This is a genomic window from Saltatorellus ferox (assembly GCA_007751475.1).
Classification (GTDB): Bacteria; Planctomycetota; UBA1135; order UBA1135.
Genome location: CP036434.1, coordinates 6,949,681 through 6,969,106, shown reverse-complemented (window position 1 = coordinate 6,969,106; position 19,426 = coordinate 6,949,681). Strand labels below are relative to the sequence as shown.

General features: G+C 66.9%; 13 protein-coding genes. 3 read left to right on the top strand and 10 right to left on the bottom strand.

All coding sequences use genetic code 11. From position 1 onward, the window contains the following. Positions 1-451: 451 nt before the first annotated feature. The 5 genes from Poly30_RS25220 to Poly30_RS25200 all read right to left on the bottom strand — a co-directional run bounded on the left by Poly30_RS25220 (position 452) and on the right by Poly30_RS25200 (position 10,102). Positions 452-1,642, bottom strand: coding sequence for an IS110 family RNA-guided transposase (locus Poly30_RS25220; protein ID WP_145204255.1), 1,191 nt, complete (start codon positions 1,640-1,642; stop codon positions 452-454). A 491-nt stretch (positions 1,643-2,133) separates the two neighbouring features. Continuing rightward, positions 2,134-3,561: a DUF1501 domain-containing protein gene (locus tag Poly30_RS25215; protein WP_145204252.1), complete on the bottom strand. Its 1,428-nt coding sequence runs from the start codon at positions 3,559-3,561 to the stop codon at positions 2,134-2,136. Next, positions 3,554-6,562, bottom strand: a complete 3,009-nt coding sequence (locus Poly30_RS25210) for a PSD1 and planctomycete cytochrome C domain-containing protein (RefSeq protein ID WP_145204249.1) — start codon at positions 6,560-6,562, stop codon at positions 3,554-3,556. Before Poly30_RS25210 ends, Poly30_RS25215 begins: the two co-directional genes overlap by 8 nt. Before the next feature lie 625 nt (positions 6,563-7,187). Further along, the gene (locus Poly30_RS25205) at positions 7,188-7,793 is read right to left on the bottom strand and encodes a hypothetical protein (RefSeq protein WP_145204246.1); all 606 of its coding nucleotides are present in this window, start codon (positions 7,791-7,793) and stop codon (positions 7,188-7,190) included. A gap of 173 nt (positions 7,794-7,966) precedes the next feature. Next, positions 7,967-10,102 (bottom strand): hypothetical protein, encoded by a 2,136-nt coding sequence (locus Poly30_RS25200; RefSeq protein ID WP_145204243.1) that lies wholly within the window; start codon positions 10,100-10,102, stop codon positions 7,967-7,969. Positions 10,103-10,468: 366 nt separating this feature from the next. On the opposite strand from Poly30_RS25200, the gene Poly30_RS25195 reads away from it, so the two are divergent. Continuing rightward, the gene (locus tag Poly30_RS25195) at positions 10,469-11,359 is read left to right on the top strand and encodes a TerB family tellurite resistance protein (RefSeq protein WP_145204240.1); all 891 of its coding nucleotides are present in this window, start codon (positions 10,469-10,471) and stop codon (positions 11,357-11,359) included. Positions 11,360-11,361: 2 nt separating this feature from the next. Here Poly30_RS25195 and Poly30_RS25190 read toward each other — a convergent pair whose 3' ends face one another. Both Poly30_RS25190 and Poly30_RS25185 read right to left on the bottom strand, forming a co-directional pair. Continuing rightward, the gene (locus Poly30_RS25190; protein ID WP_145204237.1) at positions 11,362-13,311 is read right to left on the bottom strand and encodes a choice-of-anchor X domain-containing protein; all 1,950 of its coding nucleotides are present in this window, start codon (positions 13,309-13,311) and stop codon (positions 11,362-11,364) included. 129 nt (positions 13,312-13,440) lie between these two features. Further along, the gene (locus tag Poly30_RS25185) at positions 13,441-14,385 is read right to left on the bottom strand and encodes an aminotransferase class IV (RefSeq protein ID WP_145204233.1); all 945 of its coding nucleotides are present in this window, start codon (positions 14,383-14,385) and stop codon (positions 13,441-13,443) included. Between the two features lie 228 nt (positions 14,386-14,613). On the opposite strand from Poly30_RS25185, the gene Poly30_RS25180 reads away from it, so the two are divergent. Continuing rightward, positions 14,614-15,225, top strand: coding sequence for a protein-tyrosine phosphatase family protein (locus tag Poly30_RS25180; RefSeq protein ID WP_145204230.1), 612 nt, complete (start codon positions 14,614-14,616; stop codon positions 15,223-15,225). 6 nt (positions 15,226-15,231) lie between these two features. On the opposite strand, the gene Poly30_RS25175 is transcribed toward Poly30_RS25180, so the two are convergent. The 3 genes from Poly30_RS25175 to Poly30_RS25165 form a co-directional block, all read right to left on the bottom strand. Continuing rightward, positions 15,232-15,858 (bottom strand): lipid-A-disaccharide synthase N-terminal domain-containing protein, encoded by a 627-nt coding sequence (locus Poly30_RS25175; RefSeq protein WP_145204227.1) that lies wholly within the window; start codon positions 15,856-15,858, stop codon positions 15,232-15,234. A 105-nt stretch (positions 15,859-15,963) separates the two neighbouring features. Next, positions 15,964-16,578, bottom strand: a complete 615-nt coding sequence (locus Poly30_RS25170; protein WP_145204224.1) for a hypothetical protein — start codon at positions 16,576-16,578, stop codon at positions 15,964-15,966. Between the two features lie 141 nt (positions 16,579-16,719). Then, positions 16,720-18,345: a hypothetical protein gene (locus tag Poly30_RS25165; RefSeq protein WP_145204220.1), complete on the bottom strand. Its 1,626-nt coding sequence runs from the start codon at positions 18,343-18,345 to the stop codon at positions 16,720-16,722. Between the two features lie 231 nt (positions 18,346-18,576). Here Poly30_RS25165 and Poly30_RS25160 point away from each other — a divergent pair, with 231 nt between their 5' ends. After that, positions 18,577-19,413, top strand: a complete 837-nt coding sequence (locus Poly30_RS25160; RefSeq protein ID WP_419190654.1) for a DUF547 domain-containing protein — start codon at positions 18,577-18,579, stop codon at positions 19,411-19,413. The last annotated feature ends 13 nt before the right edge of the window (positions 19,414-19,426 follow it).

Genomic DNA, 19,426 nt, shown 5'->3' with positions numbered 1-19,426 from the left:
CTACCTTTCTTTGGTCTGTTCTTCCACCACGAAGGCGGCGCACAAAGTGCAAGCACGCTCGGAGTCTTCATAGCTTTCTTGCGTAGTAGCGTGGACGCGCCAGAGGCTGGCTTGGGAGGGTCGCCGCGCGACAAGCTCCTATCCGTCTCGGGGTCTGTGCCCCGAAGGCCTAATGCTGCGTTCGCCCGAAGGCGTTGCGAAAGCCAGTGAAGAAACCGCTCCTTCTAAGTCGTGGCCCACCGGCGGATGCGATGAGCATCCCACCCAGCCGGGCGATGACGAGCTGATTTCCCTCGTGGCGTCCTGCGCTCTATGTGTTCTCGTTGGCCTCCGATTCGTCGTCCTGTTCGAAAAGTGCCCCTGGCGACTGCTTCATCTAGGCAAACGAAGCGGCCTCGATGAAGCGCCTCCGCCCGCACTGCAAGCGAGTCTCCTGGAGCACCGGTGCGAGTCACGCGGGACTCCCCTCCGCGTTCGTTGTCTTGAGTACGGCACCGGTGGGGACTACGCCGTGTTCGACGAAGTGCCAGAACTCGACGAGTAGTTTCCTCGCCACCGCGACGATCGCTTTTCGCTTCGCGCGGCTTCCTCCCTTGCCGACGTGCTCGTGGTACCACTTCGTCGTCCGGCTATCAGGCTGCCAGCGTAGCCATAGCCATCCGAGTTCGACCATGAGCGTCCGAACGCGCGGATTGCCGCTCTTCGAAATGCCTTGGTCTCGTCCCATGTTGCCACTCTGGAACGGTGTGCCCGTCAAACCGGCGAGTGCGCCCACCTGACTTCGGTTGTCAAAGTCTCTCCAGCCGAAGAACTCCGTGGTCAGCACGTAGCTTCCAATGTCGCCCACCCCACGGAGCTGACTGAGGATGGCGGCCTTGCGGGCTGCAGAGGTGGCCTTCTCTGGCTCGGCGCGTGCCTCGCGAAGGACCTGGCGCTGCCGCTGCTCGAGCTCTTTGATCTGCTTGGTGAGAAGGGAGTACAGCTGCCAGCTTCGCTTGACGCTTCGCAAGCACTCAGGTGGGAGTCGTTTGCCATCCCACTGTCGGGCGGCCTTGAGCGCGGTGAGGAAGTCCTTGTCCTTAAAGCTGCCCAGGCGGGGATTGAGGTCTACTCCGTGCTCGAACAGGCTCGCTTGGATCTTGTTGGCGGCCTGCTCTCGTCGCTTTTTGAGGGCCTTGAGGTCCCGGGGCAAGATCCGCTCATCGACTGACTCGAGCGGAGGGACTCGTACGACGCGGAGAACGCGCTCTCCATCGCCATGTCGAGCGAGAAGTTGCGCCATCTTCTGGGCGTCCACCCTGTCGGTCTTGACCTTCCGACTCCGCCTATCGACCTCAATGCTCGCGGGATCGATGATGACGTTCTCGATGCCGTGGGCGAGCAGGAATCGGTGGATCCAGAAGCCGTCGCGACCCGCTTCGTAGCAGCTCTTGACCAGAGTGTTCTCTGGAAGATTGAAGTGCTTCTTGGCCGCTTCGATCTCCGCGAGAAGCCCATCGAGGTCCCTGGCGCGAACGTCGCGGATCTTCGCTTTGGACACTCTGTCGAGGGTGATGCCGAGCTTCCAAGTATCTTTGCTCAGCTCGAGGGCGACGTAGAGGACGGGGGTTGCAGTAGTATTTTGAACGGCTGCCTGGGCCATGAGTAGCTCCGTGCTCGCCAGTTGCCCTTCGCCGTCAAAACTCGGGGCGCTGGCTGGTTCAGGCAGCCTCTCTTCCGCTCCGGTCCACTACCGGGGCGGTCAAAGCTGCCGTGCAGGACACTTTCGCTTTCGCGCGGCGTCCTGGAAAGGCCTGCCCCATAGCATCTAGGAGTCTGCGCCACAGAATGCGATTCCGCGAGCACAGCCAGGATTCACGCCCGCGGCGTTGCGCCGAACCCCAATGGCATCCAACCATGGGGGGTCCGACGCGCCTTGCGGGCGCGAATCCTGGCAGCACTCGCGAAACCGCATTCTGTGGCGCAGACTCCTAGGAGTCTGCGCCACAGAATGCGATTCCGCGAGCACCGCCAGGATCCGCGCTCGTGGCGTTGTGCCAAACCCCAATGGCATCCAACCATGGGGGGGCCGGCGCGCCATGCGTGCGCGATTCCTGACGGCACTCGCGAAACCGCATTCTGCGGGCCAACGTCTCAGCTGAGGATTTCGGTCACCACGCGCGCCTTCTCCACGCCGGTGAGGCGCATGTCCAGGCCTTGGCTTCGGAACGTGAAGCGTTCGTGCTCGATCCCGAGGAGATGGAGGATGGTCGCGTGGAGGTCGCGTACGTGGACGGGGTTCTCGGCAACGTTGAAGCTGAACTCGTCCGTCGAGCCGTAGACCGTTCCGCCCTGGATGCCAGCACCTGCCAGCAGCACGCTGAAGCAGCGCGGGTGGTGGTCGCGGCCGGCTTCGGGACTCGCCCAGTCTCCTTGGCCCGCGACGCTGCGGCCGAACTCGCCTCCCCAGATGACCAGCGTGTCTTCGAGCAGGCCGCGCTCTTTGAGGTCGGTGATGAGCGCGGCGCTCGGTTGATCGGTGTCGCGGCAGCGCTGAGTGCACCAGCTCGTGAGACGGGAGTGGTGATCCCAGTCGGGATGGAACAGCTGCACGAAGCGCACGCCGCGCTCGATCATGCGGCGCGCGAGGATGCAGTTGGAGGCGTAGGTGCCAGGCCGCCGTGAGTCCGGGCCGTACCTCTCGAACGTGCTCTCGGTCTCGTTGGAGAGATCGGTCAGCTCGGGCACGCTGGCCTGCATGCGGTACGCCATTTCGTACTGCTCGATCCGGGTCAGCGTCTCCGGGTCATGGGTCGCTGCGTGCCGCCTGCGGTTCAGTTCGGCGAGGCCGTCGAGCTGAGCGCGCCGCAGGCTGCGCGTCATGCCGGGTGCGTCCTTGAGGTACAGCACCGGCTCGGCCGCCGCGCGCAGCTTGACTCCCTGGTGGATCGAGGGCAGGAAGCCGCTGCCCCAGTAATGATCGTAGAGGGGCTGGTCGCTGCCACGCTTGAGGCGCGAGAGGAGCGCCATGTAGTCCGGCAGATCTCGATTCTCCGAGCCAAGCCCATAGCTCGCCCAGGCGCCCAGGCTGGGCCGCCCCGGCAGCTGATGCCCGGTGAGGAACTTGGTCATCGCCGGGGCGTGATTGATTTCGTCCGTCGTCATCGAGCGGACGAGGCACAGGTCGTCTGCGATGCCGCCGAGGCGGGGGATCCACTCGGAGAGCTCCATGCCGCACTCGCCCCGCGGCGCGAAGCTCGGCCTTGCGGGGAGCACGAGCTGGGGCTGGCCGGCCGTCATGCCGGTCACTCGCTGGCCGCCGCGCACGGACGGAGGCAGAGGCGTGCCCTCGAGCCTGGTGAGCCCGGGCTTGGGATCGAATAGCTCCAGCTGGGAAGGGCCGCCAGACTGCGTCAAGAAGATGACGCGCTTGGCCTTGGGCGTGAAGTGCGGGAACTCCTCACGCTGGGCCAGGGACGCGCGGGTCTCGCGCGCGAGCATCACGTCGAGCGCCACCGCTCCGAGCGCCATGGCTCCGTGTTCGAGGAACTTGCGCCGCGTGAGATGGGTACCGCTACTCATGGGAAAGGGCCTCGTCGGTGTTGAGGAGCGTGCTCGCAAGGAGCGCCAGCGCGGCGGCCTCGTCCTCGAGCTGGCGCATGGCCTCACTGCGCAGCGTCATGAGGATCTCTTCCTCGTCTGCGTCCAGCGAGCGCTGGAGAACGCGAGCTGCGATCTCCGCGATCTGAGCCTGCGGATCCCCGGGCACGGCTGTCAGCGCTGCGGCTGCGAGGGCCGCGGAGGCCTCCGCATACGTGCGATCATTGAGCAGAGTGAGCGCCTGCAGCGGCGTGTTCGTGCGGCGCGTATCCACCGAGCATGTCCTGCGATCCGCCGCGTCAAACAGGTAGGTCGGCGGCGCGTTGCGTCGCCAGAACGCGTAAAGCGTCCTTCGCAGGCGGGCCTGGCGGAGCGTTGGGTGGTAGCGAAAGCGGCCGTTGAAAACGTCTTCCCATACGCCGGGAGGCTGGTGCGGATACATCGGCGGCCCGCCGACGTCGTCGACGAGCAGACCGGACACGGCCAGCGCCGCGTCACGGATCATCCAGCTCGACAGACGATAGCGCGGCCCGCGCGCGAGCAGGTCGCCGTGGGAATCGCGGTCCATGAGGTCGGGACTCCCTTCGCTCGCCTGTGCGTACACGCGGCTGGTGACGATCGTGCGCAGGAGGTGTCGGACGTTCCAGCCGCTCTCCATGAAGTCCACGGCGAGCCAGTCGAGCAGCTCGGGGTAGCGCGGGCGTGCGCCCTGCACGCCGAAGTCGCTCGGCGTGGAGACCAAACCGCGGCCGAAGATCTGCTGCCAGATCTGATTGACGATGACGCGCGCGGTCAGGGGGTTCTCGCGCGACGTGATCCAGCGAGCGAGGTCGAGGCGCGATGGGCTCTCTGGCACCGCATCGCCCGGGAAGACCTCGCCGGGAAAACCGCGGGCTACGGGCTCTCCCTTCTTGTCCCAGACGCCGCGCAGGAGGACGGACGTGACGCGCGGCTCCCCGCGCTCTCGCAGCACCGTGACGGCCAGCTCTCGGGCGGACGTCTCGGCGTCCCGGAGCTGCGCGGCGTAGCGGTCGCGCTCCCGGCGAGCCGTTTGCCAGGCGGGGACGTCCTCGAGGTACTGGAGGAGGAGTTCCTCGCGTAGCTCCCGATCCAAGAGGGACTCAGCCCCAGCGCTCTGCGCGCGCGACGACAGCTTTTCGAGGGGCGTGGCGCCGACTCGCTGCACCGCCTGCCCGGGCTCGTCCGCGACGCTGATGCGCAGCGCGCGCACGTGCGCCTTGGGAACGGTCGAACGCTGGAGGACTTCGACCACCAGGGACTCATCCAGGGCGAGGCGCAGCGGATCTCGCAGCGCGAGCACCGCTGTGGCGGTCGCATCGACCTCCTTTCCCGCGGTGGTCCACCCTTGCCTCGGATCGTCGCCGAGCAGGCCGGAGACCGGACCGTTCTGAGCGTCGCTGCCCTTGCCCTCGACGTTCGCCGTGACGGATGCCAGCTCGACTTCACGCAGCGTCGCAGCGCCTCGCTTGCGCACGCGCAGCTTCACGCCGGTCACGATGAACTCACCGTCTTCCGTGAAGGAGAACCCGGCCCCGGGCGCGCCGTGCACCCTCGGGATCTCCAGCCGCAGGCCGGTGACGCGGTCGGTGGGGGTCTCATGGACTTCGAGGAAGTAGTCCTCTTGGTCCATGCCCATGGAAGCGCAGAGGACATGGCCGTCTCGGTGAGCCACCAGCTGGCTGCCCTCGGCGCTTCGGAGCCCATCGGGCGAGAGCGGTCTCCACGCCTGGTAGCCCTCCTGGACGCGTGCGGTCTGAGCGTCGAGCCACGCCTCGAACCGGCCCGCGTGCTCCAGCCGGACCGCTGCCAGCCGCTCGTCAGCGTCCGCGAGTTCGCGCCTGGCGCGCTCGAGGTGGGGCTGCGCGGCGGGCGCCGTGAGCTTCTGGAAGGGGCCCGCGCCTCCACCCGCGTGGCCGGACTCGTCGATGGAATCGAAGAACGCCGAGAGGCGGTAGTAGTCGCGCTGGCTGACCGGATCGAACTTGTGATCGTGGCACTGCGCGCATTCGAGTGTCAGGCCGAGGAACACGGTGCCGAGGGTGTTGGTGCGATCGCGCACGTAGTCGACGCGCGACTCCTCCGGGTCGCGCCCGCCCTCGCCGTTGTGCATGTGGTTGCGCTGGAAGCACGTGGCGAGGATCTGCTCCTCGGTGGCGCCTGGCAGCAGGTCACCTGCGAGCTGAAGCGTCGCGAACTCGTCGAAGGGCATCCCTGCGTTGAAGCCCCTGACGACCCAGTCGCGCCACGGCCAGTTCGTGCGCACCTCGTCCTGCTGGAAGCCGTCGCTGTCTGCGTAGCGCGCGACGTCGAGCCACCACATGGCCATGCGCTCGCCGTGGTGCGGTGAGTCAAGGAGCGCATCGACGTAGGCGCGCCATGCCTCGGCGTCGAGCGTCTCGCCCAGTGCCTCCAGCGCCCCCGCTTCCGGCGGCAGGCCCACGAGATCGATCGAGAGGCGTCGCGCGAGGGTCCGCGCGCTGGCTGCCGGAGCCAGCTCGAGGCCTTCGGCCATCAGTCGGCGCTCGACCAGCGCGTCGATCGGGTGCGCGGCGCCCTCGGGGAGCGCCGCTTTTTTCGGCGGCACGAACGCCCAGTGCTGCGACCAGCTGGCGCCCTCGTTGATCCGGCGCCGCAGCACTTCGCGCTCTCGGTTCCCGAGCGGCTTCCTGTGCGCCTCGGGCGGCGGCATCACCTCGAACTCGAACTCGGAGGTCACGCGGGCCCACAGCTCGCTACCCTCGGCGTCGCCGGGCACGATCGCCGCGTAGCCGCCGAGATCTGCGAGGGCGCCCTCCCGCGTATCCAGCCGCAGCCCGGCCGCACGCGATCCCGCGTCGGGGCCGTGGCAGGCAAAGCAGCTGTCCGACAGAATCGGTCGCACCTCACCATCGAAGTCGACCGGCGTACTCCTTGTTGCGTTGCTCTGGGGGAGGAGATTCAGCGTGAGGAGAATGAGAAACACTCTCTCATCCTACAAGCCAGAGATGGTCGCGCCAGCCAGAGATGGTCGCGCCAGCCACAAATGGTCGGGGTGGCGGAGCCACCCTTGACGGGAGAGCCATCCCTTCTGCTTTCGGTGACGTTTCCCCAGCCATCTCGCGTGGTGGTGACAGTGTAGATCTCGCGCCAGGGAACACCCGACGCTCGACGGGCGTCTTCCGTCGAGCCGAATCTTCGAGGAGTGGCGGCAATGTGAGTTCGAGGCACGCCTCCATCAATCGCGACCTTTGCTGATCGAGTTCATTCCGAACCGACCGGGAGACGGCAGACATCATCGGGATCGTTCGAATCCTGAGTTCTTCCAAAGACCGCCTGCGCTCCGGACCTGCAACCATGGAAACCACCGAGTCCAGGCCACGCTCATAGTAGCGGACTGCATACTTGGCCTTTGCGGCCGCAACCGCATCGTCTTCGGCCGCGACCCCTTCTGCGGTAAGTTACGGGAGAGCCCCCCGGTTGACCGCCCCAGGTGCCGAACGCGTTGGTCAATGACCAGAGGAAGGCCGCGCGCTCATCCTCTTTGCTGGTCCCTCCTTTCCTGATCGCGAGCATGATCGCGTTCAGTCTTGATGCATTCATCTTCTTCGTCAGAGCGATTCGGGGTGAACGTCTTTCTCGATGCGATGGTGGAGCAGAGTCCCGCGGAGACCCTTGACAAGACCGAGGAGGATGAAAAAAGAGGCGACCATCCCGCCCGCGCCGACGGCCCGGCCTTCGACCAGTTCCCAGAGCACCAAGAATCGATCCAGTGCGTACAATCCCAGTGCCAGGCCAGCCGCCACGCGCGATCTCCTGTAGATCCCGAACGCGAGGAGTCCGAAGACCGCGGCCGAGATAAGCTGGAGCGTTCGCGACGTCGCCTCGGCCAGGCCGCCCGATTCAAGCGGACCGATGACGAAAGCGATCAAGAGGGTCATGCTGGACACGAAGAGAGCTGCGGCCACTCCTACCCCAATGTCGCTCCTGGCACGCTCTTCATCCGACGGTGGCGCTTCGTGCTCCGAGTCAGAGGCCGACACGTCGCCGGGGCCAAGATCGGGAGGCGGGAGTGGTAGCGACTTCGTTCGATAGCCGCGACCATCCAGCTCATCGAAGATGATCTGGCGATCGATCGACGTGAGCGGCTGCTCCCACATCTCGGCCAGCTCCATCGTGGAGGCTTCACGGCATGCGCGTCGTAGCTCTTGAGGCATGTCTACTCGACCATTCCGGTTCTAAGGGGACGCGCCGTGCTGCAGATGCAGCCGCGAGCAGTGCAGCCCTCCTTCGCAGGATAGTCGAGAGTCCGCCATCTGTCCAAAGCTCCGCGGCGCTGCGCGTCCTCAGCCGAAAGGGCTCGCATCGCGCGAAGTTCGAGAAGAGGGCGTCAGATCAGTGTGCTCAGGAGACTCAGCAGCGTGGAGGCCTCTTCGGCGAACTGCAGTGCTTCGCCGGCGAGGCGCTCCGCTTCGTCCGCGGCGTCGATCTGGAGCTGGCCGGTCGTGAGGCTTGCGGTTCTCGCGCTACTGCCCGCGCTGTCCGCCGCCGCTATTGCGTTCGCTGCGGCGGCCTGCAGGCTGCTGTAGGTCGTCTGGGCGACCGGCGAAAGTGCGGCGGCGACTCCGGAGATGAGCGTCGTCCCATCGGCCTCCAGGCTGGTCGCCTTGTTCGCGTGGTCGCGCGCTGCGAGCGCTGCGCGGGTGGCGCGAGTGGCGGGGCTGGGATCGTCCGCCGGGGCGGTGGTGTCCGCGCGCTGGACCGCTCGCTTGACGGCGGTAGGCGCCGTCGCGACGTCGGCTGGCAAGGTGTTGATCGCGACCTCGGTGACGGTCTCTTCGTCGCTCATGGCCGTGACGTCCGTGCCCGGAGCGGCGGTGAGTACGGCAGCGCGCAGGGTTCGCAGAAGATCACGCATGTCCTCCACGGCGTCCGTCGACTCCGACCCCGCCGGAGTCGTCCAGCCGCGCATCGTGCCGTCGCGCGGGTCCTGCCAGCGCGCGCCGATGATCCGCCTGGCGAGGCTCGAGTCGAAGCCCGTGAAGCTGCCGCTGTAGTTCGCCACCTGCTGGCTCTGATCCATGTACTGGATCTCGAGGTCGGTCTCGATCGACGCCGTCGACGATGGGACCGGATTGACGCCGCGCATGGCGAGGGCCAGGAGCGGGTCGACGCTGAGCGAGCGGGCGATCTGTTCACCGAGCGGGACCACCTGCCAGGAGAGCTGGCGCGGCAGGGCCGGAAAGCCGTCGCCTCCGATCCCGAGGCGCCTGTCGACGGTGAAGTGTGAACCCGGTTCGGTGATCACCACGCGGGCCACGAGGCTACCCTTCCAGCGAAGTCCTGCTGGAAGTCTCGCCATGTCGTCCGGTGCGTAGAGAGCGCCGTGGAATTCGCCCGTGGCGTTGAGCACGACGCGGTCTTGCACCTCCGCGGATCCGGGCACGAAGAGGTAGGTGCCGCGCGCTTCGGTCTCGAGTGCGAGGGAAAGAAGGCCTGACCCCTCGCGCAAGTCGATGCCGTTCTCTGCGTAGAGGTGAATGGGTCCGTTCGTGTCATCGAGGACGAGCGTGGCGCCGCGCTGTACGATGATCGAGGCGCAGCGGAGGACCTTGGGTCCTTCGATGGTCAAGGTCGCGCCGTCGACGACATCAAGCACCCCCTGGATGTGCGTCGCCATCGTCATACCGATCCCTGCCTGGCTGGCTGCGACCCTGATGCCGGTGAGGATGACTTCCTCTGGTGACGGCAGCGAGACCTCGGGCAGGATGGGCGGCTCGTCGAACGGCCGAATGTCGCCTACGATCACGGGTAGGCCCGACGAGCGGACCATCCCGTTCTTGCCCGGGCGGAGCTCTCCGAAGACGAGCGTCGGCGGAGACGCAGGCGGCGTGGTCAAATCCGGCGAGGGAGGCGACGCATCCGGCGGCGAAGGCTCCGTGGCCATACCGGCGAGACGGCTCCAGTCGACCAGGGGCGGATCGTCCATTCCATCCGAGGGGGGCGTCGGAGGCGTGGCTGGCGCAGGGACGATGAGGTCGTCGAGCACGATATCCGCATCGCTCCCCACGAGACCCGGCTTGCCTGTCGATACGACCGCCAGCGCGCCGTCCACCTGCGAGGCGAAGTCGCCCCTCGCGGAGTGATAACCATCGATGATGCTGCCCCAACCCAGCGTCACGCCGTCCGTCCCGAAGAGCCCCAGCCGAGTGACCGGGTTGACGCTCGGCAAGACCATGGACTGGACGACGAACTCAGCGCTCGCGATTCGCGCCGTGCAGCGCAGCAGGACTCGGTCGTCCGGCAGTTCGTCTGCCTCGACCCAGTAGACTCCGCGTCCGAACGAGGCGGGGACCGCCTCACTCGCGATCACCCCGGACTTTCCGAGCGTGACTGCCAGTGCCGCCTCTGCGATACCCGCTTCCGCGAGGTAGAGGGCGCGTCGCCGATCGATCGAGAAGTCCTGTCGCCTGTCGATCGCCGACTGCAAGCTGATCAGTCCCGCTCCGAGACTCGCGATGATCATGACAGTGATCAGGGACAGGGCCAGCGCAGTACCGCGCTGGCCCCGTCGCGCTGATCGGGCGCGCATGAGGCCGCTTCTCCGCCCCCATTTCAGAAGACTGATCGGACGGACGAGGGGACGGTTCATGACATCCATGTCGCGATTTCCTTGCCCTCGCCTGTAGCTGGCCACGAAGTTCTTTCTGTGGACCGCGCCGATGCCTGAATCACGTGGCGATATTGGGCCTGAAGGGGTCGCCATCGAGCCCACAGGTTCCCGCAGCCGTGTGGGGGACATCGGCCATTCTTCGTCCCAAGTTCGGGCCGCATTCGTGGGGAGGGGCTCCCTGCTCAAGCACGTGGGCCGTGGCAGTCGAGAGGCTTTGCCATGCCGAAGATCGAATACCGAGTGATCGAGCCACTGATCGAATCGAAGAAGGTCCTCGCGGGCTCAGTTGCGGTGAGCTTCCGCTGTCCTGATTCCACACGGGCGGTTCGGGCCCAGGCCGCGGTGACCAAGGTCAGTCGGCGTCGTGCCTCGATCTGGAACCACATCCAGCGCTCTGCGATGGCGGCGCTCGCCGACGCGATGGAGGCCGGACCTCGCACCGAGAACAAGGCCAACTTCCGAGACGAGGACGTTCAGGCTGCGATCGTCGCGGCGTTCGAGTCGGTGCAGTCGAGCTTCCGCTGGGACGAGACCGAGTCGCGCTGGTTCGAAACCTCGGTGCAGGCCTCCACGTTCCAGCAACGGCTGAGGGAGATGCCGGTCACGGACCCCAGTGACCAAGCCGTACTCCTGAGAGCGCTGCTCGAACTCTCGCAGTCCGATGGGATCGTGACGACCGAGGAGCTCCTTTTCATCTCCGAGTTCGTCCACCCCGACATCGGGACGCTGGAAGACATGCTGCGGATGGGGCCGCTCACGTCCGAGGAGCTGTCACGCACGAGCCCGGAGGCGCGACCGTCGATCGTGATGCTGGCGTGGGCCTGCGCGCTCTGCGATGAGGCCCTGGATCCCGCCGAGTCCGCGCGCATCGAAGAGATCGCAAGGGGACTGGGTCTCAGCGTGACGGAAGCGCATCAGCTCCGCATCGACGCCCAGCAGTTCCTCCTGCGCCAGGCCGTGGCTTCGGCCTACGTGGACGGCGTCCGAGACGACGAGGCCTACGCGGAGGTCACCTTCGCTGCCGAGAAGATGGGCATCGGAGCGGCAGAAGCCCACGAGATGGATCGAGTCTTCCGCTTCGAGCTGGGCCTCGGCGATGACTCACATTGAGTCTAACGCGCAGCCTCCGCGTCAAGGATCGCGTTCCGCGAGCTGTCCGTGTACTGCGCCGGATCGCTCATTCCCGTCGTATGGCACCAGCCCGTGACGTGGCCCATGTTGTGGCCGCCCGGTAGCTGGCCGCGGCTTCGTTCCGTCGTCCCGTCTTCCGGGTTCGACAGCAGAAGATCCGTGAGGAACTGGCAGGCGGAGCCGTCGTTCGCGGTCGTGTAGTAGTAAACCTCGGCGCGCGCCCAGCTCGGGATGCCCGAGAGCCACGTCGCAGCCCCGCTCGGCGTCATGTCGCTATTCACACCGCACGCGAAGAACCCGAGGGACGCCAGCGGCGTGCCCTGGTAGGGCGTGCCCACGCTCTGGATCCGCCGTGGACCGCGAGCGCGATCGAGCGGGCTCTGGTAGTACGTGAGCAAATGCAGCGCCGCCGCACCGCCCTGGCTATGTCCGACGAAGCCGAACGAGGTGTACGCAGAGGCCTGTGACGCGATCAGGTTCGCGAACTCGTCGTGGCTGCGGTTCTGACTCGGGTCCGAGAACGCGAGCTTCGGCTGACGGAAGTCCGTGTTCGGCCAGACGTTCCCGCCCGAGCAGTACCCATGGGACAGCACCAGCCCGGGGTTCGTGATCGTGGGCTGGATCTCGATCGCCGGGCCGACCGGGATCGCCGCGTTCGCGCTCGGGCCAGCGAGCTGGCTGAAGGGGACGGCCACGCGCCCCGCAAACGGAGGCAGAGGGCCCGGAGGCACGGGCATCCGCTCGGCGCTCGCGAGTACGCCCTGATGGTCAGGGTCCTGAACGCGCAGGTGGCGCAGTTCGAGCGGCGGCCGCAGACCCGTGGCCGTGAACCAGCCCGCGTCGAGCCAGACCGGGAGCCTCCAGTGCCCGTCGCGCGCGGGACTCGGGCTTGGACGTTCGATCCGTGAGAGCCAGGTCATCGGCCGAGCGTGGCCGAACGCATCGTGGGCCCAGACCTCGGCGGAGACCTGGACGCGGCGCGCGTTGCCGAGCGGCAGGGCGTCGAGATCGAGCCGCAGGCGACGCGCGTCCAGCACCTCGGTCTCGACGCCGCCAGTCAGCCACAGGACGGGCGCGTCCATGACGAACGTCACGCGGGTCGTCCTCAGGAAATCGGCTCCGTTCCAGTTCCCGAAGAGTTCGATGCGTGCCGCGTACTCCCCCAGAAGACCCTCGGGCAAACGGACGCCGAATCGGCCATCGCCCGCTTGACCGTCGCCGCTCATTCCATCGTCCAGCAGCGGCAAGCGCGCGGCGTAGCCTGGGCCTTCGACGTGGGCCCAGGCGCTCGAAATCGCGTGAACGAGCCGCTCCTCCGCCACGCCGTCGCCGTCGCGCTCCACCTGGGCGACGAGAGCGACCTCGCGATCCGCCAGGCGCTCGTGGGTATCGAGATAGGCCGCGGCCGTGAGCGGCTGATCGTCGCGTAGAGCCAGGAAGCCCGGCGCGGGCGCGTGCGCGCCGGTCGCGCGAACGTGGAACTCGGCGATGCCGCCTTTGGCAAGGACGACGTCCCAGCGCTGAACGTCTTCGCCGCCGAGTTCGATCGGAAGACCCTGATCGCGGCGCTCCGCCCCGGGTGCTTCGAGCGACACGTCGTCGCCGGCGACTCGAAGCTGGAGCGTGAACGCGGAAGCGCTCGCTGCCTGTACCGCGAACCCGAGTGCTCCGCGCGCAATCGGTGCCTGGACCCTTGCGCTCCAGAGAGTCTCTCCGTCAGGTTCCCACGCGAGCGCGAAGAACGCCCCGCGGGACCGAACGGCGCCAGCGCGCGGCTCGGGCAGTCGAACGGTTCCGTCGAGAATGTCCGCCGCAGGCGCAGCCACCTGCCGGGGAACCAGCTCGCTCTGGATCGGGGCTGCGTGGGCGAGTTCCTGGAGGACCAGGAGCGAGACGCTCGCGAGGAGCAGAGAGGGGACGGTTCGGAGCATGGGGGACTCTGGCGAGGGAACGGACTGTTCCCTCGAGTATAGAGCACGCTCGCGATCCGTGACCTGGATCGCCACCCCCTGGCGCTGCCCCACGTCGGATCAGACTTCCGGGTCCGCTTCCAGGTCAGCTCAGTACTTCGCCGAGCGGTTCTCGGCGGCGACCACCGCGTCCTGCGCGCTGAACGCGTCGTAGAGCGCACCGAGTCTCGCGGTCACCGGGCCCGGCACGGCGAAGCGGATCTGATCGATCCTGGAGATCGGCACCACGCTTCTGACCGACGTCGTCATGAACGACTCGTCGAAGCTCTCGAGGTCCTTGAAGTGCACGAACTCCTCGCGCACCTCGATGCCGTTCTCGCGGGCGAGCGCCAGCACGGTGCGCTGCGTGACGCCGGGCAGGATTCCGCTCGGCGCCGCGTAGACCGCGCCGTCCTTGACGTAGCAGACGTTGCTCTGGGTGCCTTCGAGGAGCGCGCCCTCTGCCGTGACCATCAGATACTCGTAGGCGTCGGGATCGCCGTGGGCCGTGATCCAGGCCTCGCGGAGCGGGATGAAGTCCGAGGTCTTCACGCCCGGGAACGGGCGAGCGAGTCCACAGGCCGTCTGCAGGTACGCGCCGTCCCGGGTGATCGCCTCGGGAAGTCCCCGGAAGGGGGTCAGCGCGAGGAGGATGTTCGAGTCGCTCCCGAGCGTCGTCGCCGGACCCGCGCAAACGTCGACTCGCACCCGCGCCTCGGAATCGAAAGCGGCCGTCGCGTCGAGGGCCGCCGCATGCAGGGCCGCGACCAGCGCGTCCTCGTCGTAGTCGAGCGGCTTCTTGAACCCGTCCACGGAGATCTTGAGTCGGTCCAGGTGCGTCCGAAGGCCGAAGTACTTGCTCCGTTCGAAGGTCCGCAGGCCCTCGTAGACGCCCGGAGGCATCTGGTTGATCGCGTTCGATGCGCTTCCCAGGGAAGGATGGAACTCGAGGAGCCTGGCTCCATTCTCGGGGCAGGCGGCGTAGAGACGCTGTTCCTGGGTAGCCCCGGGAGTCTGGGTAGCCCCGTGGGGGGTGGGGTGCTGAGCGGCGGTCATGGGGCAGTATGGGGAGTGGAGAAGTGACAATCCGGAGACCCGCACGGGTTGCTCCCCCGCGCTGGCTCCCTATGATTCCGTGGCCCGCCCCGGATGCCAGGGGGCATCGCTCGATTCCTCCCATCCGTCCCTGAACTCGCTGCCAGCCTGCTCCCCGCCGTGTCATTTCGAATTCGATCTGGGCCTTCGACCGGTTTTCTTAACCGGTTCGGGGAGGGAGCTCTCTGGATGGTGCTCGCGGCGGCCGCGGGCCTACTCGCCTCCGCCACGCTACTCTCCGGCTGCGGCGGTGCTGGCGTGAGAGCCAAGGTCTCCGTGGGGCCGCGCCTGACCTCGGCGCGCCTCGGCAGCATCCGCAGCGCCATGACCTACGACGGCGACTGGCTCGGTGGGATGTCGCCTGTCGAAGAGCTGAAGCCCGACCTCGAGCTGGCGGCTCGTCGAGGCGTCGAATTCGTGATCGATCTTCGCACCAGCCACACGCGCAGCGTGCTGCCGCTCGATGAACCCGCTGAGTTCGCGGGGCTGCAGCTCGTCGTCATCGATGGGGCGGATCCTGTGCCTGGGAAGGACGGTTTCGTGCCCTTCGAAGGAGTCGGCGTCACGGACCGCGCGGTCGATGCCGTGCGGCAAATTCTGAATGCGCCCGGACGACGGAGGTCGCTGCTCCTCGACGAGAATGGAACGCGTTCCTCGATGGTCTATGCCATTCACCTGACCGTGGATGAGGGCGTGGCGGAGGCGGAAGCCCTGCGCGCGGCCCGGGCGACCGGGCTCAGCCAGGAAGGCGTCGAATTCGTTCGAGCGCAGGTTCAGCGGATCCGGTCTGGCGCTCGATAGCGCGGCTCAGGTCTTTTCGATGGGCGGAAGGACCGGAATCATCGGCGGCAGCATCAGGTTGCGAATCTGAACGAACGGTCCGGCGGAGAAGCCCGCGATGAAGACCGGGTCGCCGCGCTGGATCGCGTAGGCCAGGAGCAGGACGTTCCCGATCAGGCTGAACCACCAGAACGAACGCGGGAAGTACGCGTGGCCGAGCTTCTCCGTCGCGTACCACTGGATCACGAAGCGCATGCTGAAGAACGCCTGTCCGAGGAAGGCAGCGATCAGCCATGGGCGGGAAGCGCTCTCCGCGCCCGCTGGCGTCGTGCCGAAGCGCAGGAGCAGGAGGGAGGCCCCGAGTCCGAGCAGGAGCGCCGGCACAGCTCCGATGCGCCCTGCGCGCTCGCCGAGGTAGGCGATCGACACGTTGCGGACGTAGATCACGAAGGTGATCGCGTAGCCGACGAAGAGCGGAGAGTCGGCGGCGAGGTACGCGTACGTCCCCAGCGTGGCGGCGCCCGCCACGGAGAGCCACCAGAAAATCGGCGGCGCAACGCTCTTACCCGCGCGCTCCGATTGCCACCACTGCACGAAGAACCGAGAGAAGTAGAAGCCGTTTCCCGTCCAGCCCAGGGCTTCGAGCCAGCTCATCGGGGGCGTGCGCGGTACCGCGCGGCAGGGGGCTGGATAGGGAGGTGAGTCACACCGAAGAGGAGGCTGTTATTGCGTGGGGCAGGCCGACCGAGCCCTGAGGCGTTACTTCGTCTGGCTGTCGATGATCCGGCCGATCGCGAAACGGTATCGAATGTCGTCGGTAGCGATGCTCCACGAGACCAGGATTCTGGTGGCGGGTCCGGCCGAATGGGAGGCCTGGCTGCGGTGCTCGAACTTGCCGTCGAAGAGGATCGCGTCGCCGACGTGGTAGCGGTACTCGAACTCCTCCAGGCCCTCCCGGCAGTCGAGGTGGCCGAACGATTCATCGAAGGCAAGGAGCGGCGTCAGCATGGTACCGGTCACCCCCGGTGGGATCTCGGGCTCGCCGTAGTCCATGTGAAAGTCCAGCGTGGGCGTATCGCCCTGGACGACCACGAAGCAGGCCGCGAGAAGCTGCGAGTCCCCGTGGACGATCGTGAGGCTCTCCCCCAGACGGCTGCGGGTCAGGCACTGCCGGAACGCCTCCAGCGTCCGAGGGCTCGACGCGTAGTGCCAGGTCATGTTCGCGTGCAGGCCGGGCGCTTCGTGAAAGGAAAAGCCCGCTCCCAGACACTCGCGATCCATCTGCCGGTACAGCCTCCTGAGCGAGCCGAGGCGTCGTTCATCGAACTGGAGTTCCGTGAAGAGGTGGTCTTCGAATCGTTCTGCGTGGGACATGGCAAGCGCGGCTGCGCGTCTTGCTCCCGCGGTGGAGGCGATTCGGAGATCTTCCCGCCCGCGCGGTCATTCTCACCGAATCGGTGGCGCCGCAGCGCCTGATTCGTCCCTGACCACTGCTTCTTCGGTGGATTCGCTCGATCAGCGCGTGACGAGGAACTCGATCACGTCGGACCGCACGCCAGGCTCGAGGTAAACCGCGTGCGGGGCGCTCGGTCCCCGCGCCGGATCCATCAGCGCAGCGAGGCTCTCCGCCGAACCGTCGTGGAGGAAGCGGCCTTGTAGCTGCAAGCCGCGAAGGTTCGGCGCGACGTAGTTGCGGGCCTGCATGGGAACCTGCGCAGGTGAATACAGGCGATCGAAGATCACGAGACGGTCGTCGTACGTGCGGAGACGGTCGTCGAGTACGTCGCTGTAGGGGAAGCCACGGGCGAGGAGAGCCGTGGGGAAGTAGGGAAAGACGAGATCCTGGAGAGACACCAGGCCGTTCAGCCTGGAGATGGCCGGGATTCCGTGGCACGAGGCGCAGGCGAGCGCATAGGCCGATTGGCCCCTCGCCCGCGCAGCGGCATCGCCGACCGCTGGCAGCGGCGCGACGAGGCTTTGCAGGTAGATCGTGAGAGAGCGAAGTTCGCTCGCGTCGAGCCGATAGCCGACAGGGCTCTGCTCGGCTCCGATCGTTCCGGTCGCGCTGGCGGTCAGATAGGGTAGCCCGCCGATCGGCACCGCGGCGCCGGTGGCGGCGAACACGTCCTGGTACTCGTTCACGATCTCGGCGCCGATGCCGAGCGCGATTCGGTTCATGAACTGCTGGCCTGTGACCGTCAGCAGCGTCGTCGGATCGAGGCCGAGTGTCGCGTGCGCGTTCAGGGCATCCGTCAAATCAGAGAACTCGCCCGCGATCCCGTAGGGGGCCGACGCGCGGAGATCGAACAGGGGCGGGATCACGGTCGGGTTGCCGATGCCGTCCGGCGTCGCGTCCCACATGCCCGCCGGGAAGACCGCGGCCTCGAAGAGGACTGCGTCGAACTGCTGTTCCGTGCTCGTCGGTTCGACGAACGCGCCGGTCCGCGCGATCGGAAAGCCGCCGATCGTCGCGTGGGACTGGGGAAGGTAGGGATAGAGCGCGCTGGATCGATCCGCGTGGGCGAAGAGAGCGCCGAGGCGCAGATCCTTCGCAGCCGGGCCGTCGATCCGCTGGCCGATCGCGCCAGGCAGCTCGGGGCCACCGTAGCTCGAGCCGTCCACCACGCTGTGGCAGAGGGCGCAGCTGACGCTGAGACCGTCGGGTCCGTCGAGCGTGATGCCCGGAGCCCCGTCGGCTTCCACGCCCACCAGTCCGACGACCGCGCCCTGGGCGAGCAGTTGCTCGAAGACCAGCGGATCGTTGAGGGCGAAGAGGTCTCCCGAACTCAGCCCACCTGCCAGTTCATTCGTCAGCTGGCCGAGCGTGATCGGGTCCATGGCACCTGCGTCGAGCTGAAGGCCCAGGGCCAGCGCATCGAGGGTCGAGAAGCCGGCGCGGGCGAGGCCTGCATCGAGCCCCGCCACGTCCGACCAGAAGGCTTCCAGCCCGAGCGTACCTTCCCGGAACAGGCGCCGCCCTTCCTCGAGGGAGGAGCCGGTGCCATCGCCAGCACCCTGGGAGACCTCCGAGACGGCGCCGCTGCCGCAGGAGGAAAGGGCGAGCGCGAGGCCCAGGAGGGGAGCTGCGGCCTTGCCGGAGCATGTGAGCGAGCGGGGCTTGGTCAAGCTGGATCGTTGCATGGTGAGGAACCTCTGCCTTCAGGAGAGCACGTTGCCGCGCAAAGGGCATCGTCGGTCCCGTTCGATCCGGAGACCGTGGCCGCAATGAGGCATTTCATTCTCGCGATGGCACGCTATGGGTCCGTGAAGTGAGACTGCGCTGGCGTTCATCCCGCCTTTTCCGGTCACAGCCTCCCCGCTGACCACGAATGCGACGTCGCGTCCCCGCTGACCGCTATGCCCCTGGAAGCCATGAAGAAAACTCTCGCTGCCGCCGCCGTCACCTCCGCTGTTCTGGCCGTCTCCGTACTGGCGGGAGTGCCTCGGCTCCAGGCAGCGGAGATTCAGACCGCGGCGTTCGATCACACGCACGCGGGACTCACCGCGGTGTACGAGTCCGCGCTGAAGGGCGGCCTCGTCGACTACGCGGGGCTGCGTGAGAACCCGAAGGCGCTCGACGCCTACCTCGCGGGTCTCGCTGCGACCACGCCTGCGCAGCACGCGAGCTGGAGCCGCGACCAGCGCTTCGCGTTCTGGATCAATGCCTACAACGCCTTCACGATTCAGCTGATCCGTGACGAAGGACCGGTCAAGAGCATCAAGGATCTCGGCGGACTCTTCAGCTCGCCCTGGGAGAAGAAGTTCATCCCACTGCCGGCGTTCGACCCGGAGAAGAAGGGGAAGAAGATCACGCTCGACGAGATCGAGCACGAGCTGCTGAGGCCCGTGTTCAAGGACGCGCGGGTGCACGCGGCGATCAACTGCGCTTCGCTCGGCTGCCCGCCGCTTCGAGCGACAGCCTTCATCGCCGAGGATCTGAGCGAGCAGCTGGACGACCAGGTCCAGGTCTGGCTCGGCGACTCATCGCGGAACCAGGTCGTGCCGGTGAACGGCAAGATCCGCGTCTCCAAGATCTTCGACTGGTTCGAGGAAGACTTTGGCCAGGGGGACGCCCCTATCGTTCGCTGGATCGCCGATCACGTGGGGGACGAGTCGACGGCCAAGGCGCTGCGGGCCCAGGCGGCGAAGATCGATGTGCGCTACGTCGACTACGATTGGAGCGTGAATGCCCAAAAGGGGAGGCGATAGCGGAGAGAGCCGC

What these genes read in the sequence shown, in the direction of transcription:
- Poly30_RS25170 (WP_145204224.1), bottom strand. Translation starts at nt 16,578, where the DNA reads ATGTCCCACGCAGAACGATTCGAAGACCACCTCTTCACGGAACTCCAG.
- Poly30_RS25205 (WP_145204246.1), bottom strand. Translation starts at nt 7,793, where the DNA reads ATGCCTCAAGAGCTACGACGCGCATGCCGTGAAGCCTCCACGATGGAG.
- Poly30_RS25160 (WP_419190654.1), top strand. Translation starts at nt 18,577, where the DNA reads ATGAAGAAAACTCTCGCTGCCGCCGCCGTCACCTCCGCTGTTCTGGCC.
- Poly30_RS25185 (WP_145204233.1), bottom strand. Translation starts at nt 14,385, where the DNA reads ATGACCGCCGCTCAGCACCCCACCCCCCACGGGGCTACCCAGACTCCC.
- Poly30_RS25215 (WP_145204252.1), bottom strand. Translation starts at nt 3,561, where the DNA reads ATGAGTAGCGGTACCCATCTCACGCGGCGCAAGTTCCTCGAACACGGA.
- Poly30_RS25190 (WP_145204237.1), bottom strand. Translation starts at nt 13,311, where the DNA reads ATGCTCCGAACCGTCCCCTCTCTGCTCCTCGCGAGCGTCTCGCTCCTG.
- Poly30_RS25175 (WP_145204227.1), bottom strand. Translation starts at nt 15,858, where the DNA reads ATGAGCTGGCTCGAAGCCCTGGGCTGGACGGGAAACGGCTTCTACTTC.
- Poly30_RS25165 (WP_145204220.1), bottom strand. Translation starts at nt 18,345, where the DNA reads ATGCAACGATCCAGCTTGACCAAGCCCCGCTCGCTCACATGCTCCGGC.
- Poly30_RS25200 (WP_145204243.1), bottom strand. Translation starts at nt 10,102, where the DNA reads ATGATCATCGCGAGTCTCGGAGCGGGACTGATCAGCTTGCAGTCGGCG.
- Poly30_RS25220 (WP_145204255.1), bottom strand. Translation starts at nt 1,642, where the DNA reads ATGGCCCAGGCAGCCGTTCAAAATACTACTGCAACCCCCGTCCTCTAC.
- Poly30_RS25180 (WP_145204230.1), top strand. Translation starts at nt 14,614, where the DNA reads ATGGTGCTCGCGGCGGCCGCGGGCCTACTCGCCTCCGCCACGCTACTC.
- Poly30_RS25195 (WP_145204240.1), top strand. Translation starts at nt 10,469, where the DNA reads ATGCCGAAGATCGAATACCGAGTGATCGAGCCACTGATCGAATCGAAG.